Source organism: Streptomyces sp. NPDC057486 (assembly GCF_042802415.1).
Lineage (GTDB): Bacteria > Actinomycetota > Actinomycetes > Streptomycetales > Streptomycetaceae > Streptomyces > Streptomyces yanii.
In genome coordinates, this window is record NZ_JBHVEE010000052.1 from 1 (window position 1) to 14,573 (window position 14,573).

Genomic DNA, 14,573 nt, shown 5'->3' on the forward strand with positions numbered 1-14,573 from the left:
GGGGGTCGGGATCTGGTCGCGTGCTCTGCGGCTATATCACGCCCCCCGACGTGGTGGGGGGGTGGCGGGGGCTGTGCGCCCCCCCCCCCCCCGTCCGCATGTCACGCCCGGCCGACCAGGCGCCGTGGCCGTCTCGGCGTACCCAGGGGCTGTGGCCCCCACCGCGCGTCTCGCCCCTCTCCCGGTCCGGCGCCGCACGCGACTCCCGTCTCGCCTCGACACAGCATTAGGTAGTAGTACTATCCAATATGGATAGTGCCACTACCCAACCGTGAAGGTGAGATGTGCGATGCCCACTCTGCCCTGGGTGACTCCCCACCCCGCCCCGCACCACGGCCAGGTCGTCGTCATGGCCTCCCGCTTCGAGGTGCGCACCCTCAAGGACGTGCCGCGCTTCTTCCTGAAGTCGCTCTCCGCATGGCGTCAGGTGCGGTCCGCGCCCGGAGCCTTCGGCGCGTCCCTCATCGCCCAGCCCACGAAGCGCACCTTCTTCACCCTCTCCGCATGGGAGAGCCGTGACGCCCTCTACGCGTACGCCCGGACCGAACCGCATCGCGGCATCATGACCGGGCTGCGCCCGACCATGCGGAGCTCGACGTTCACGTTCTGGGAGGCTCCGGTCGAGTATCTGCCGGTCAGCTGGGCCGAGGCCAAGCGGCGCATCGCGGAACAGGAACAGCCCGACGCGACCTGACACCTGCTCTACGCAGCGCCGGACTCGTCCTCCGGAGCGTCGAACCACGGCTTGTTCGCGGCCCAGTGCGCGACCCATCCCGCGAATCCCGGTTCACCGGTGGTGAAGCCGAACTCGGCACCGAACGGCAAGGCCCCCTCACCGGTGATGTGCCAGATGTGACCGCGATGGGGTCCGGTGACGACGAGGTGCCAGTCCATGCCGCAGCCATCGGTGCCCAGGACGATCGAGCCATGACCGAAGACCTGGTCGAGGAGCGGTTCGAGCTCCTCCTCCGGGCGGTCGTCGTCCTCCCACAACCATGCCTCCGTCAACGGGAACGGCTCGGCCAGGCACTGCCCGTCCTCTGCTTCCCTTCCGTCGTCCGGCATCTCGGCCAGCGGTACGAGGCCGTAGTCCGGCGGCCCCGCGTACGAACCGTCGGAGATCTCCGCGACGAAGGTGCGGTACGGCTCCGGCAGGACGATGCCGTGCTCCGCCTCGAAGGCACGCACCCGGTCCCAGCCGAGGGGGTCACCGCTCTCGAAGGCTGCACGAAGTGCGGCCAGCTCCGCGGGCTGGGCGTGATCGGTATTCATGGACCCATAGGTACCAGCAGACACTGACAACGCCCTGCCGGCCGTGTTGACTGCTCCCGGCAACCGGACGCCGTCGAGGAGGACCGTGGTGAAAGTCGGAGCGGCACGATCTGCCGCGACCCGATGGGTCGCCGAGCACGCCCGACCCGAACCCGGCTTCCGCGGTGCGTACTTCAGCGGATCCACCGTCGGCCTGCCGGATGACGCCGAACTGCCGCCGTCCTCCGATGTCGACGTCGTCGTCGTCCTCGCCGGGGACGAACCGCCGGTCAAGCCCGGCAAGCTCCGCTTCCGGGGCGCCCTGCTGGAGATCACCTATGCGGCGTGGGCGGATCTCTCCTCGGCGGACGCGGTCCTCGCCTCGTACCACCTGGCGGGCAGCTTCCGTCAGGACACGGTCATCGCCGACCCCACCGGCCGGCTGCGCGCCCTGCACGCATCCGTCTCACCACGGTTCGCGGAACGGCCGTGGGTCCGCCGCCGGTGCGAGGACGCCCTCCACCGCATCGAGTCCCGGCTCGCCGCGTTCGACACCTCCCTGCCGTTCCACGAGCAGGTGACCGGCTGGCTGTTCCCCACCGGGGTGACCACCCACGTCCTGCTGGTCGCCGCACTGCGCAATCCCACCGTCCGGCTGCGCTATCTCGCCGCCCGCGAGGTACTGACCGAGTACGGGCACCCGTCCTTCTACCCGGAACTCCTGGAACTCCTGGGCTGCGCGCAGCTCTCCGCCCCCACTGTCCGGCAGCACCTGTCCGAACTGACCCGCACCTTCGATGCCACGGCCGCGGTCGCGAGGACACCGTTCTTCTTCAGCAGCGACCTCACCACGCAGGCGCGGCCGATCGCCGTCGACGGAAGCCGGCTGCTCGTCGACCGGGGCGACCACCGTGAAGCCGTCTTCTGGATCATCGCGACCTTCGCCCGCTGCCACACCGTCCTGGCCGCGGACGCGCCCGCGCTGCACACCGCGCGCATGCCGGCCTTCCGCGCCGCCGTCGCCGATCTCTGCATCACATCCACCGACGACCTCCTGCGCCGCGGCGCGGAGGTCGGCCGGTTCCTGCCCCGGCTGCGACGGACCGCCGAGGAGATCCTGGAGAGTGCGTCAGGCGGACGGTCCGCCTGACGCCCGCCGCGCCGCCTGAGCACGGTGGTCCGGGATCCGCGCCAACAGACTTGTCGGCTGCGTGCGTTCGGCCGGGGAGAGTGGCGCGAGCAGCTGGTCCTGCACGCCCTCCGGCAGCTTTTCGAGCCGCTGCGCGTGGCGGCGGCCCAGCGTGGTGATCGTGGGGACAACGGCCGCACGGCGGACGTCGGCCGAGCCATGTGCCGCTCGCCGGCCTCCTGTTGGCGCCGCGACCGGCAATGCTTGCCCGGAAGGAGCGTGCGTGCTGGGCGGCGCGACGGGGCACAGCCCGCCACGAGGGGCCTTAGGATTGCTCGCATGTTCCTCCTCTGTGCGTAGGACCCCGTACTGACCGCGCCCGTCACTCCGGGTGCGGCACTCCGGTGTCCCGTGACGCACACAGCGCGCCAGGTCCGCGCTGCCTTCCCGAGGAACGAACCTCATGCTTTCGCCTTCGCCCATGCCCTCTCGCGCTCCCTCGTACGCAACGGTCCTGCGCACCCGTCATGCCTCCCGCACCTTCGGCGCCGCGCTGCTGGGTCGGCTGTCGTACGGGATGATCTCCCTCTCCCTGATGCTGGCGGTCAAGGACGCCACCGGCTCCTACTCCGTGGCGGGCGCCGTCATGGCCCTGTTCGGGGCGACCAGCGTCTTCCTCTCCCCCGCCCGTGCCGCGCTGATCGACCGGTACGGGCCACGACGCGCACTGCCGCCGATGGCCATCGCGTATGCGCTGATCCTCTCGGTCCTGGCCCACGTCACCTGGCAGCCCGGTGCGTCGGGGGTCCGGCTGGGAGCGTTGGCCGTGACCGCCGGCGCCTGCACACCACCGCTGGGACCCGTGATGCGGACCCTGTGGAAAGGCCTCGTGCCCGACCGGGAACTGCTCCAGCGCGCCTACAGCCTGGACGGTGTGGCCGAGGAACTCCTCTTCGTCACCGGGCCGTTGCTGGTGGGTCTGCTGGTGAAGTTCGCCGAACCCGCGGCCGGTGTGGCGGTCAGTGCCGCGCTGGTGCTGGTCGGGACATCGACCCTGGTGGCGTCTCCGGCCGTGCGCGGTGCGGGCGTCCGCCCGCCGAGGACGAAGCCGCTTTCTGCGGCACCGTCGAGGAAACGGCTGTTCGGCGTGGCCGGGTTGCGGCACGCGGCGGCGGTCGCGGCCGGTGTCGGGCTGTGCCTGGGGGCGCTGGACCTGCTGGTGGTGGCCTTCGCCGACCGGCACGGCCAGGATGCGGCCGTGGCCTGGGTGCTGGCGGCGCTCTCCGCGGGAAGCGCGGTCGGCGGTCTGGCCTACGGCGCCGTCTCGTGGCACGCGTCGAGTCGGCTGCGGCTGGCGGCACTTGCCGTCGCCCTGGGGCTTTCCCTGCTCGCGACCGGACTGTCGCCGAACGTGTACGTGCTGGTCGGCGCGGTCGCCGTCGCCGGGCTGTTCGTCGCCCCGGCCCTGACCACGGCGTATCTGATCGCGGACGAGTCCGTCGACGCGGGCAGCCGTACTCAGGCCGGCGCGTGGATCAACACCGCGGTCAATGCCGGGTCATCGGGCGGAACAGCAGTGGTCGGTCCGATGCTGGGGCACCTGCCGCTCGCGGCATGCTTCGCCCTCGCCGCGGCACCGGTGCTGCTCTGCGCGGCGTTCACGGTCGGCGGCGCCCGCCGGTGAGGTCCCCCGCCGGCAGGCGCGTTTCGAGCTCGTCCGCCCGATGGGGCACGGTCTTGCTCCCGCCCAGCATGCGCTGACGGAACCCGCGCAGCAGGAGGGCCGGCGTCCGCCAGTACGACGGGCACACCGGCCCCCTGCCGGTGAGGTGACCTCGGGCGTCCTGAACCGCGCGGTCCAGTTGCCCTCAGAGGTCCTGTGCAGCTCGGTCGCGCTCCAGGTTCTGCCGTCGTCATAACGGATCGACAGCGAGGCCTTCTTGGCCTTCATGGCACCACCGAGCCACTCCTGCCTCAGTCATGCCGTGGGCGCCAGCGCCTCGATTCCCGCACCGCGCTCATGGCGGCCAAGCTCGCCACAGCCGCCGCCAACACGCTCAACACCACCACTGCTGCTGTCAGCATCTGGGGTGGCAGCCGGCCATTCCGCGGCGCGGTGGTGTAGGGCAAGGTGACCCAGACCGCACTGACCGCACCCAGAACCGCGGCGACGCACAGGGGCACCGCGAGGGTCCAAACGGCCACTGTCGCGTACACGCGTCGGCTGCCGCTCACCACGGACACCGGGGCGATGGACCGGGCGAAACGCACGACCTCGGCCAGACAGTTCAGCGCAGCCGCCAGCGCCACCAGTGCCACTCCTGCGACGCCCAGCAACGTCACCCAACGCAACTGGGAGGACAGCAGAGCTGCGCCCCCGTTCCAGCCCTGTCCTACGCCCTCCACCAAGGCACCGGGCCCCAGCACAGCGAGGGCGTCTCGCTTGAGCGTCCCGAGCGGCAGTGCCTCGCCCTGCGGCGAGTACACAACGAGCATATTCCCCTGACGTGCGGCAAGGGGGCCACGGGTCACGCCGACCTGCGCAACGGACGCAGGCAACAGGGCACGCAGGGCGGGCGTGGCTTCCGAGAGAGGAACGTCCCGAACGCCCCGTGAACTCGGACACTCAAGGCCGAGGCCCCGCAGAGCGTCGCAACTGCCTCGGACCGTGACGGCCTGCCTCACCTCGACGGGACCGTGCGGCCCTTCCGCCACCTCGCCCGCGCCGTAGCCAGGGCCCCGACGGTGCCGAGCAGCGACACGAGTACGGCGGTCTGGCTGGCACCGTATGTCGCGAATGCGGTTGGCGACCAGCTCAGGATTCCCAGGAACACGGGGCACAGCCCGGCCCCGACCTTCACCAGGCGTCCCCGGCCTTCGCCGCGCGGTCTGGTGGACCGGCCCGGCCCCGACCACTGGTGCATCAAGACCACCAAAGCGACGAGCAGCAGGGGCGCGGCGAGCAGGGCACAAAGCAACTGCCAGGCGTGCGACCGCATATCCGCGGCTGCCAGTATGTAGCCGACCCACGGGTCTACGGAAAAACGAACAGTCCTCCGAGGCTGGAAATCGCAGGTACGCCGGGACGCCGCCCAACTGGTGCTCGCCCGAGATGGATCAGCGAACGGTTCTGACTGTGCGTCTCGGGGTTCTTCGCCGCCTTGCTCACCACGCCGGAGTCCGCCGGCAGCCGGTTCCCAGCACGCCGCGGGCGACGCATCGAGAGGACCGCCCACTGAGATCAGCAGTCATGTCAACCGCAGTAGCCCCCTTACTGCTCACACAGAGAATCACGCTCTCCCTTGTCGCGGTCCGAGAGCCGGTCAGGCCACCGAGGAGATGCGGCCGGCCGCCGACCGGCCGGCCTCGTGGTGGATCGGGGTGTGTGCGCCGGTGAGCGGGACGCCGCTGCCGCCACGCCGGTCGGCGACGATCTCGGCGGCGATGGAGAGCGCGGTCTCCTCGGGGGTACGTGCTCCGAGGTCGAGGCCGATCGGCGAATGCAGCCGGGCCAGTTCGAGTTCGGTGACGCCGACCGCGCGCAGCCGGTCGTTGCGTTCCAGATGGGTGCGGCGCGAGCCCATCGCACCGACGTACGCGACCGGGAGCTTCAACGCCATTTCCAGCAGCGGAACATCGAACTTGGCGTCATGGGTGAGCACGCAGAGCACGGTGCGCGCGTCGACTGTCGTCGACGCGAGGTAGCGGTGCGGCCAGTCGACGACGATCTCGTCGGCGTCGGGAAAGCGGGCCGCCGTGGCGAAGACGGGGCGGGCGTCGCACACGGTGACGTGGTAGCCGAGGAATGCGCCGGCCCTGACCAGGGCGGCGGCGAAGTCGATGGCCCCGAAGACGATCATCCTGGGCGGCGGGACGCTCGATTCGACGAGCAGAGTGAGGGGGCGGCCGCAGCGTGAGCCCTCGGCGCCGATGGTCACGGGGCCGGTGCGGCCCGCGTCCAGCATGGCGCGGGCCTCGGCCGCGGCGGTGCGGTCCAGCTCGGGGTGTCCGCCGAGCCCGCCCTCGTACGAACCGTCGGGGTGGACGAGTTGGGGGCGGCCGAGGAGTTCGGCGGGGCCGTCGGTGATCCGTACCACCGCCGCCGCCCGCCCTGCCGCCGCGGCGGCGAGCGCGGCGGCGAACACCGGGCGTGCGGGATCGTCCGCGCGGACCGGTGTCACCAGGATGTCGATGATGCCGCCGCAGGTCAGACCGACCGCGAAGGCGTCCTCGTCGCTGTAGCCGAACTGCTCCCGTACGGTGATGCCGTCATCGAGGGCCTGTTGGCACAGCTCGTACACCGCACCCTCCACACACCCGCCGGACACCGAACCGATCGCGTTGCCGTCGCGGTCGACGGCGAGGGCGGCTCCCGGCTGCCGGGGTGCGCTCCCGCCGACCGCCACGACCGTGGCGACGGCGAACTCGCGTCCCTGCCCGACCCACCGGTGAAGCTCTTCGGCGATGTCCAGCATGGCGTGTCTCCTTAAGCGAGGTGTGGAGGGGCGGGGGTCAGTTGACGCCCAGCCAGTTCTCGATCGGGTGCAGGGCGAAGTAGATGACGAAGATCACCGTGAGCCCCCACATGAAGCCGCCGATCTCCCGGGCCCTGCCCTGGGCCGCCTTGATGGCCACGTAGGAGATGACACCCGCTGCGACACCGGTGGTGATGGTGTAGGTGAAGGGCATCAGGACCACGGTCAGGAAGACCGGGATCGCGACGGCGCGATCGCTCCAGTCCACATGACGGGCGTTCTGCATCATCATCGCTCCGATGACGACCAGGGCGGCGGAAGCCACCTCGGCGGGCACGATCGCGGTGAGCGGGGTGAAGAAAAGACAGGCCGCGAAGAAGAGTCCGGTGACGACGGAGGCGAGGCCGGTTCGGGCGCCTTCGCCGACGCCGGTCGCCGACTCGACGAACACGGTCTGACCGGAGCCTCCGGCGACGCCGCCGATCGCACCGCCTGCGCCGTCGATGAACAGCGCCTTGGACAGGCCGGGCATCCGGCCCTTGTCGTCGGCGAGCCCGGCCTCCGTCCCGACGCCGATGATGGTGGCCATCGCGTCGAAGAAGCCGGCGAGCACGAGAGTGAAGACGATGAAGCCGACGGTCATCGCGCCGACGTCGCCCCAGCCGCCGAAATCGACGTTCCCGAAGAGCGAGAAGTCCGGCGAGGAGACCGCGCTGCCCTTGAGCTCCGGCGCACCGCTGTACCAGGCCTTGGGGTCGATGTCGCCGACGGTGTTGATGACCATGGCGATCAGGGTGCCGACGACGATGCCGATGAGGATCGCACCGGGGATGTTGCGCGCCTGCAGCATGAAGATCAGCAGCAGCGTCACGCAGAAGATCAGCACCGGCCAGCCGGCCAGTTCACCGGTCAGGCCGAGAGAGACGGGACCGCCGCCGGGAGCCGGGTTCTCGTGCACGAATCCGGCCTTGACGAGGCCGATCAGGGCGATGAACAGGCCGATGCCCATCGTGATGCCGTGCTTCAGCGCGAGCGGGATCGCATTCATGATCAGCTCACGCAGACCGGTGACCACCAGGAGGCAGATCACCAGGCCGTACATCACGCACATGCCCATGGCCTGCGGCCAGGTCATTTCGGGGGCGACCTGCGACGAGAGGACGCCGGAGACACTGAGCCCGGCCGCGAGCGCGAGGGGCACCTTGCCGACGAAGCCCATCAGCAGGGTGGTCGCGGCCGCGGCGAGCGCGGTGGCGGTGATCAGTCCCGGCCGGCTGAGCAGATGTCCTTCGACGTCCTTGCCGCCGAGGATGAGCGGGTTGAGCAGGAGGATGTACGCCATGGCCATGAAGGTCGTGACGCCGCCGCGCACTTCGCGCGCAACCGTGGATCCACGCTCGGATATGTGAAAGTACCGGTCGAGCCAGGATCTGCCGGCGGGGATGCGCGAGCCGGGGCCCGCCTCCTCCGCGGTGGTCCTGGGCTCCACTGACTGCTGGGTCATGATGCCTGACTCCCAAGGTTCACAGGGGCACCCGCGATGGAGACTCGTGATGCGGGATTTGGGATGACTGCTTGGCTGCACGACCCGGGGGACGGCCCGAGGCGAACTGTTCATGCAGAGTGGATGTGCGGGTACTGCGGGTGTTTCCGGCCGAGCGGTACCGCGGCTGCGGTACCGCTCGGCAGGGCCGCGGACCGCGAGCGGTGCGGTACACGAGGTCTCCGGGTGGTGCGGGCGGTGGACGTGTGACGTTCCTGGGAGGCACACACCGCCCGGAGAGTCCGGTGGGAGCTGTCGGTCAGGTGCCGGTGAGGTGCTCGGGGCGCACCGGCGTCCTGTTCAGCTCCAGACCCGTGGCGTTCCGGATCGCCGCGAGGACGGCCGGGGTCGACGACAGGGTCGGGGCCTCGCCGATGCCACGGAGCCCGTACGGGGCGTGGTCGTCGGCGAGTTCGAGCACATCGACGGGGATGGTCGGCGTGTCGAGGATGGTGGGGATCAGGTAGTCCGTGAAGGACGGGTTGCGCACCTTCGCGGTCTTCGGGTCGACGATGATCTCCTCCATGACGGCGACACCCAGTCCCTGGGTGGTGCCGCCCTGGATCTGTCCTTCGACGGACAGCGGGTTGAGGGCCTTGCCGACGTCCTGGGCGCAGGCCAGTTCGATGACCTTGACCAGGCCGAGTTCGGTGTCGACCTCGACGACCGCGCGGTGCGCGGCGAAGGAGTACTGGACGTGACCGTTGCCCTGGCCGGTGCGCAGGTCGAACGCCTCGGTGGGCCGGTGGCGCCACTCCAGCTCGATGTCGACCGCCTCGTCCTCCAGTACGTCGGCCAGATCGGCCAGCACCTCGCCGCCGTCGGTGACGACCTTGCCGTCCTCGAGGAGCAGCTCGGCGGTGGCCCAGGCGGGGTGGTACGTGCCGAACTTGCGGCGGCCGATCTCCAGGACCTTCTCGCGGACGGCCTCGCAGGAGTGCTTCACCGCGCCACCGGTGACGTATGTCTGCCGGGAGGCCGAGGTGGATCCGGCCGAGCCGACCTGGGTGTCGGCCGGGTGGATGGTGACCCGGGCGACGCCGAGCTCGGTGCGGGCGATCTGGGCGTGGACGGTGACGCCGCCCTGCCCGACTTCCGCCATCGCGGTGTGCACGGTGACGACCGGTTCGCCGCCGACGATCTCCATGCGGACCCGGGCGGTCGAGTAGTCGTCGAAGCCCTCGGAGAAGCCGACGTTCTTGATGCCGACCGCGTAGCCGATGCCGCGTACGACGCCTTCGCCGTGGGTGGTGTTGGACAGGCCTCCGGGCAGTGCCCGTACGTCGGCCTGCTCGCCGGCGACCTCCCACTGGCGCTCGGGCGGCAGCGGCCGGGCCTTGACCCGGCGCAGCAGCTCGGCGACGGGGGCCGGTGAGTCGACGACCTGTCCTGTCGGCAGGAGGGTGCCCTGCTCCATGGCGTTGAGCTGCCTGAACTCGACGGGATCCATGCCCAGTTCGGCGGCGAGCTTGTCCATCTGCGCCTCGTAGGCGAAGCACGCCTGGACCGCGCCGAAGCCGCGCATGGCGCCGCACGGCGGGTTGTTGGTGTAGAGCGCGATCGCCTCGATGTCGACGTCGTCGATGACGTACGGGCCGACGGAGAGCGAGGAGGCGTTGCCGACGACGGCCGGGGAGGCGGAGGCGTAGGCGCCGCCGTCCAGCACGATGCGGCACTTCATGTGGGTGAGTTTGCCGTCGCGGGTCGCACCGTGCTCGTACCAGAGCTTCGCGGGGTGGCGGTGAACGTGCCCGAAGAAGGACTCGAACCGGTTGTAGACGATCTTGACCGGCTTGCCGGTACGGAGCGCCAGCAGGCAGGCGTGGATCTGCATCGACAGGTCCTCGCGGCCGCCGAAGGCGCCGCCGACGCCGGAGAGCGTCATGCGGACCTTGTCCTCGGGCAGGCCGAGGACGGGGGCGATCTGGCGGAGATCGGAGTGCAGCCACTGCGTGGCGACGTACAGATCGACACCGCCGTCCTCGGCGGGGACCGCCAGGCCGGACTCGGGGCCGAGGAAGGCCTGGTCCTGCATGCCGAAGACGTACTCGCCGCTGACGATCACATCGGCACGGGCCGCGGCGGCGTCCGCGTCACCGCGGACGATCGGCTGGCGGTGCACGATGTTCGGGTGCGGGACGTGCCCGGAGTGGTGGTCGCTCCGGCCCTCGTGGACGAGGATCGCGTCGGGTGCGGTGGCGGAGGCCTCGTCGGTGATGACGGGCAGCTCGCGGTAGTCGATCCTGATCTTCGCGGCGGCACGGCGGGCCGTCTCCGGGTGGTCGGCGGCGACGAGCGCCACGGGTTCGCCGTGGTGGCGGACCTTGCCGTGGGCGAGAACGGGGGTGTCCTGGATCTCCAGGCCGTAGTTCTTCACCGAGGTCGGCAGGTCGTCGTAGGTGAGCACGGCATGGACGCCGGGGGTGGCGAGCGCCTCGGAGGTGTCGATCGACACGATCTCGGCGTGCGCGACCGTGGAGCGCAGCGTGTGACCCCAGAGCATGTCCTCGTGCCACATGTCGGAGGAGTACGCGAACTCGCCGGTGACCTTCAGGATGCCGTCGGGGCGGAGCGTGGACTCGCCGATGCCGCCCCTGGTGCGGGTGCCCTGGTGGATGTTGGTGGGGGAGCCGGTAACGCCCATCGTCAGACCGTTTCTTCCGCGCGGGCGGCCGCGAGGCGGACCGCGTCGAGGATCTTCTCGTAGCCGGTGCAGCGGCAGAGGTTGCCGGAGAGCGCCTCGCGGATGTCCGCGTCGGACGGCTCCGGGTTGCGCTCCAGCAGCTCATCGGCGGCGACCAGCAGACCGGGGGTGCAGAAGCCGCACTGGACGGCGCCCGCGTCGATGAACGCCTGCTGGATCGGGGAGAGTTCACCGGCGTCCCGGGGCTGCTCACCGGTCGGTCGGGCCTCCCACCGGCGGGCCTGGTCGAGCGTGGTCCCGCAGGCGCCGGAGGCACAGCCACTGCCGGGGTGCGCCTCGGAACGGTGGGCGGCGAAGTCGGCGAGGCCCTCCACGGTGACGACCTCGCGGCCCTCCACCTGACCTGCGGCGACCAGACAGGAACAGACCGGGACGCCGTCCAGGCGGACCGTGCAGGAGCCGCATTCGCCCTGCTCGCAGGCGTTCTTGGAGCCGGGCAGGCCCATCCGCTCGCGCAGCACGTAGAGGAGGGACTCGCCCTCCCAGACGTCGTCGGCCTCCTGCTGACGACCGTTGACCGTGAAATTGACGCGCATGATCAGGCAGCTCCTTCGGTGCTGCGGCCGTTGCCGCGGTACGACTCCCAGGTCCAGCCGAGGGTGCGGCGGGCCATGATCCCCACCGCGTGCCTGCGGTAGCTCGCGGTGCCGCGCACATCGTCGATCGGGTTGCAGGCGCCGGCGGCGAGCGTGGCGAACTGCGCGGCGATGGACGGTGTGATGATCGTGCGGCTGTCCCAGAACCCGCCCTCCTCGAGCGCGGCGTTCAGAAATTCCTCGGCCTCCTTCGCCCGGACGGGTGTCGGGGCGGCGGAGCCGATGCCGGTACGGACCGTGCGGGTCTCCGGGTGCAGGGCCAGGCCGAAGGCGCACACGGCGATGACCATCGCGTTGCGGGTGCCGACCTTGGAGTACTGCTGCGGCCCGTCGGCCTTCTTGATGTGCACGGCCCGGATCAGCTCGTCCGGTTCGAGGGCGTTGCGCTTGACGCCGGTGTAGAAGGCGTCGATCGGGATCATCCGGGTTCCGCGTACGGACTCGGCCTCGACCTCGGCGCCGGCGGCGAGCAGGGCCGGGTGGGCGTCCCCGGCGGGCGACGCGGTACCCAGGTTGCCGCCGACGCCGCCGCGGTTGCGGATCTGCGGGGATGCGACGGTGTGCGAGGCGAGCGCCAGACCGGGCAGCTCGGCCCGCAGGTGCTCCATGATGTGGCTGTACGGCACGGAGGCGCCGAGCCGCACGTTCTCCTGGCCCACCTCCCACTCGGACAGCTCACCGATGCGGTTCAGGTCCAGGAGGTACTCGGGCCGCCGGTGGTCGAAGTTGATCTCGACCATCACATCGGTGCCGCCTGCAATGGGCACAGCCGTCGGATGCTCGGCCTTGGCGGCGAGCGCCTCCTCCCAGCTGGCGGGGCGAAGGAAGTCCATGAGTGGCTCTCTTCTTCTCATTCGGGTCGTTCGCTGGGGCTGGGGACGGCCGGCCCTCGATTGGCTTGTTCATGTGCTGTTAACGCGGTGTGTGGCCCAGTACACAACCGGGACTCCACACGGTGCAGTCACCGAAACCATGAAGGAGTTGGCTGGTCGCCGTCCTCGTCTTGTAGATTCGAACGAATGGCGGGGATCAGTAACCTCACCGCAATACCCAGTTTTCACCCGCACCAACGAAAGAGATCGGCGGCAACGAGATGCGGCTGCGCGCACTGCTGGAAACCGATGCGCTGGGCCTGCGGCTGCTCGGTGGCGAGGACGAGCTCGACCGGTCCGTCCGCGGCGTCATGACCACCGACCTGCGGGACCCGAGCCGCTACCTGGCCGGCGGTGAGCTGGTCCTGACGGGCCTGGCGTGGCGCCGGGACGCGGCGGACTCGGAGCCGTTCGTGCGGATCCTGGCCGGCGCCGGGGTCGCCGGACTCGCGGCCGGCGAGGCGGAGCTCGGCAACATCCCCGACGATCTGATCGAGGCGTGCGCACGGCACCGGCTGCCCCTCTTCGCCGTCCATGAGACCGTCGCGTTCGCAACGATCACCGAGCATGTGGTGCGCCAGGTGTCCGGCGAGCGGGCGGGCGACCTGGCGGCGGTCGTGGACCGGCACCGCAGGCTGATGACCTCGGGTCCGGCCGGTGGCGGCCCGGAGGTGGTCCTCGATCTGCTCGGCTCGGACCTTGACCTGCATGCCTGGGTGCTCTCCCCCACCGGTCGGCAGATCGCGGGCGCCGGTGCGCCGCTGCCCGGCCCGGTCGGCGCGGTGCTGGCCGGCCGGCATCTGGCCGCCACCCGCACCGGCCGCCGGGGTCCGCACCGGGCCACGGTCGACGGCACCACCTATTCGCTGTTCCCGATCCGGAACACCGGCAGGGGAGCCGCCCCCGCGTCCCGCGATGTCCGCGAGTCGGTCCTCTCCGACTGGCTGCTCGCGGTGGAGGCCGACGCGAGCGACTGGCCGGCTGCCCGGCTGGATCTGCTCCAGGGCGTCACCCAGCTGATCGCGGTCGAACGGGACCGGCGCGACGCGGCCCGCACGGTACGCCGCAGGCTCGCCCAGGAGGTCCTGGAGCTGGTCCAGACGGGTGCCGCGCCCACCGAGATCGCGGCCAGGCTGCGGGTCGCCGCCCCGGTCCTGCTGCCCGGTCTCGGCACCGCCCCGCACTGGCAGGTCGTCGTCGCCCGGGTCGACTGGGACGTGGAGGGCACGCCGGGCTCCACGGGCGGCGCGGGCACAGCCGGCATCGCGGGCGGCCCCGCCGCCCAGGCGCTGCTGGAGGAGATCCTGGTCGACCCGGCGGTCACCGGCCCCGACTCCGCCGACCGGATCGCGGTCGCGCACACGGGCGACGAGGCGATCGCCCTCGTACCGCTGCCCGCCGTCGCCGCACCGGTGCCGGAGCTCGCGGACGCCGAGACCCCGGACGCCGGGGATGCCGGGGCCGGCGTCAAGGGCGACCCGGCGCTGCACGCCGACGCGCTGCTCGCCGCCGTCCGCGAACCGCTCTCCGCAGGCCTCGCCGACGACGGCCGTCTGACACTGGGTGTCAGCGCCGCCGTGCACTCCCCCGAGGGGCTGCGGGGCGCCCTGGAGGAGGCCAGGCACGCCCGCCGGGTGGCGGCGGCCCGTCCGGGCCGGGTCTGCGCGGCCGGCCACCACGAGCTGGCCTCGCACGTCCTGCTGCTGCCGTTCGTCCCGGACGATGTGCGCCGTGCGTTCACCGCACGGCTGCTCGACCCGCTGCGCGACTACGACCGGCGCCACCGGGCCGAACTGATCCCGACCCTGGAAGCGTTCCTGGACTGCGACGGTTCCTGGACCCGCTGCGCGGCCCGGCTGCATCTGCACGTCAACACCTTGCGCTACCGGGTCGGGCGAATCGAGCAGTTGACGGGGCGTGACCTTTCGCGCCTCGAGGACAAGCTCGATTTCTTCCTCGCCCTGCGTATGAGCTGACTCCACGCGTCTACCACAGCCCTCCCC

11 protein-coding genes are annotated in these 14,573 nt (G+C 71.0%); 4 read left to right on the forward strand and 7 right to left on the reverse strand.

What is annotated here, in order from left to right; translation table 11 throughout:
- Positions 1–289: 289 nt before the first annotated feature.
- A complete protein-coding gene (locus tag ACFU6I_RS23770; protein ID WP_384370176.1) occupies positions 290–694 on the forward strand; it encodes a DUF3291 domain-containing protein in 405 nt (134 codons plus the stop codon).
- A gap of 8 nt (positions 695–702) precedes the next feature.
- Here the strand turns inward: ACFU6I_RS23770 and ACFU6I_RS23775 are convergent, their stop codons facing one another.
- On the reverse strand, positions 703–1,272 hold the full coding sequence (locus ACFU6I_RS23775) for an SMI1/KNR4 family protein (protein ID WP_384370179.1): 570 nt from the start codon (positions 1,270–1,272) through the stop codon (positions 703–705).
- A gap of 88 nt (positions 1,273–1,360) precedes the next feature.
- Here ACFU6I_RS23775 and ACFU6I_RS23780 point away from each other — a divergent pair, with 88 nt between their 5' ends.
- Positions 1,361–2,401: a hypothetical protein gene (locus ACFU6I_RS23780; protein WP_384370313.1), complete on the forward strand. Its 1,041-nt coding sequence runs from the start codon at positions 1,361–1,363 to the stop codon at positions 2,399–2,401.
- A 460-nt stretch (positions 2,402–2,861) separates the two neighbouring features.
- Complete coding sequence (locus ACFU6I_RS23785; protein ID WP_384370182.1) at positions 2,862–4,064, forward strand: MFS transporter; 1,203 nt, start codon at positions 2,862–2,864, stop codon at positions 4,062–4,064.
- A 290-nt stretch (positions 4,065–4,354) separates the two neighbouring features.
- Here the strand turns inward: ACFU6I_RS23785 and ACFU6I_RS23790 are convergent, their stop codons facing one another.
- The 6 genes from ACFU6I_RS23790 to ACFU6I_RS23815 all read right to left on the reverse strand — a co-directional run bounded on the left by ACFU6I_RS23790 (position 4,355) and on the right by ACFU6I_RS23815 (position 12,531).
- Positions 4,355–4,876 carry a hypothetical protein gene (locus ACFU6I_RS23790; protein ID WP_384370185.1) on the reverse strand — a complete coding sequence of 174 codons (522 nt, stop codon included), beginning with the start codon at positions 4,874–4,876 and terminating at the stop codon, positions 4,355–4,357.
- Between the two features lie 827 nt (positions 4,877–5,703).
- A complete protein-coding gene (locus tag ACFU6I_RS23795) occupies positions 5,704–6,855 on the reverse strand; it encodes an XdhC family protein (RefSeq protein WP_384370188.1) in 1,152 nt (383 codons plus the stop codon).
- 37 nt (positions 6,856–6,892) lie between these two features.
- On the reverse strand, positions 6,893–8,359 hold the full coding sequence (locus ACFU6I_RS23800; RefSeq protein WP_384370191.1) for an NCS2 family permease: 1,467 nt from the start codon (positions 8,357–8,359) through the stop codon (positions 6,893–6,895).
- A 298-nt stretch (positions 8,360–8,657) separates the two neighbouring features.
- A complete protein-coding gene (gene pucD / locus ACFU6I_RS23805) occupies positions 8,658–11,042 on the reverse strand; it encodes a xanthine dehydrogenase subunit D (RefSeq protein WP_384370194.1) in 2,385 nt (794 codons plus the stop codon).
- 2 nt (positions 11,043–11,044) lie between these two features.
- The gene (locus ACFU6I_RS23810) at positions 11,045–11,638 is read right to left on the reverse strand and encodes a (2Fe-2S)-binding protein (protein WP_384370196.1); all 594 of its coding nucleotides are present in this window, start codon (positions 11,636–11,638) and stop codon (positions 11,045–11,047) included.
- A gap of 2 nt (positions 11,639–11,640) precedes the next feature.
- Entirely contained in the window at positions 11,641–12,531 is an 891-nt protein-coding gene (locus ACFU6I_RS23815; protein WP_267000448.1) for a xanthine dehydrogenase family protein subunit M, read from the reverse strand.
- 260 nt (positions 12,532–12,791) lie between these two features.
- On the opposite strand from ACFU6I_RS23815, the gene ACFU6I_RS23820 reads away from it, so the two are divergent.
- Positions 12,792–14,546 (forward strand): PucR family transcriptional regulator, encoded by a 1,755-nt coding sequence (locus tag ACFU6I_RS23820; RefSeq protein WP_384370199.1) that lies wholly within the window; start codon positions 12,792–12,794, stop codon positions 14,544–14,546.
- Positions 14,547–14,573: the final 27 nt, after the last annotated feature.

Coding starts and splice junctions, on each gene's coding strand:
- ACFU6I_RS23820 (WP_384370199.1), top strand. CDS start 12,792: ATGCGGCTGCGCGCACTGCTGGAAACCGATGCGCTGGGCCTGCGGCTG.
- ACFU6I_RS23815 (WP_267000448.1), bottom strand. CDS start 12,531: ATGGACTTCCTTCGCCCCGCCAGCTGGGAGGAGGCGCTCGCCGCCAAG.
- ACFU6I_RS23800 (WP_384370191.1), bottom strand. CDS start 8,359: ATGACCCAGCAGTCAGTGGAGCCCAGGACCACCGCGGAGGAGGCGGGC.
- ACFU6I_RS23795 (WP_384370188.1), bottom strand. CDS start 6,855: ATGCTGGACATCGCCGAAGAGCTTCACCGGTGGGTCGGGCAGGGACGC.
- ACFU6I_RS23810 (WP_384370196.1), bottom strand. CDS start 11,638: ATGCGCGTCAATTTCACGGTCAACGGTCGTCAGCAGGAGGCCGACGAC.
- ACFU6I_RS23785 (WP_384370182.1), top strand. CDS start 2,862: ATGCCCTCTCGCGCTCCCTCGTACGCAACGGTCCTGCGCACCCGTCAT.
- pucD (WP_384370194.1), bottom strand. CDS start 11,042: ATGGGCGTTACCGGCTCCCCCACCAACATCCACCAGGGCACCCGCACC.
- ACFU6I_RS23770 (WP_384370176.1), top strand. CDS start 290: ATGCCCACTCTGCCCTGGGTGACTCCCCACCCCGCCCCGCACCACGGC.
- ACFU6I_RS23790 (WP_384370185.1), bottom strand. CDS start 4,876: ATGCTCGTTGTGTACTCGCCGCAGGGCGAGGCACTGCCGCTCGGGACG.
- ACFU6I_RS23775 (WP_384370179.1), bottom strand. CDS start 1,272: ATGAATACCGATCACGCCCAGCCCGCGGAGCTGGCCGCACTTCGTGCA.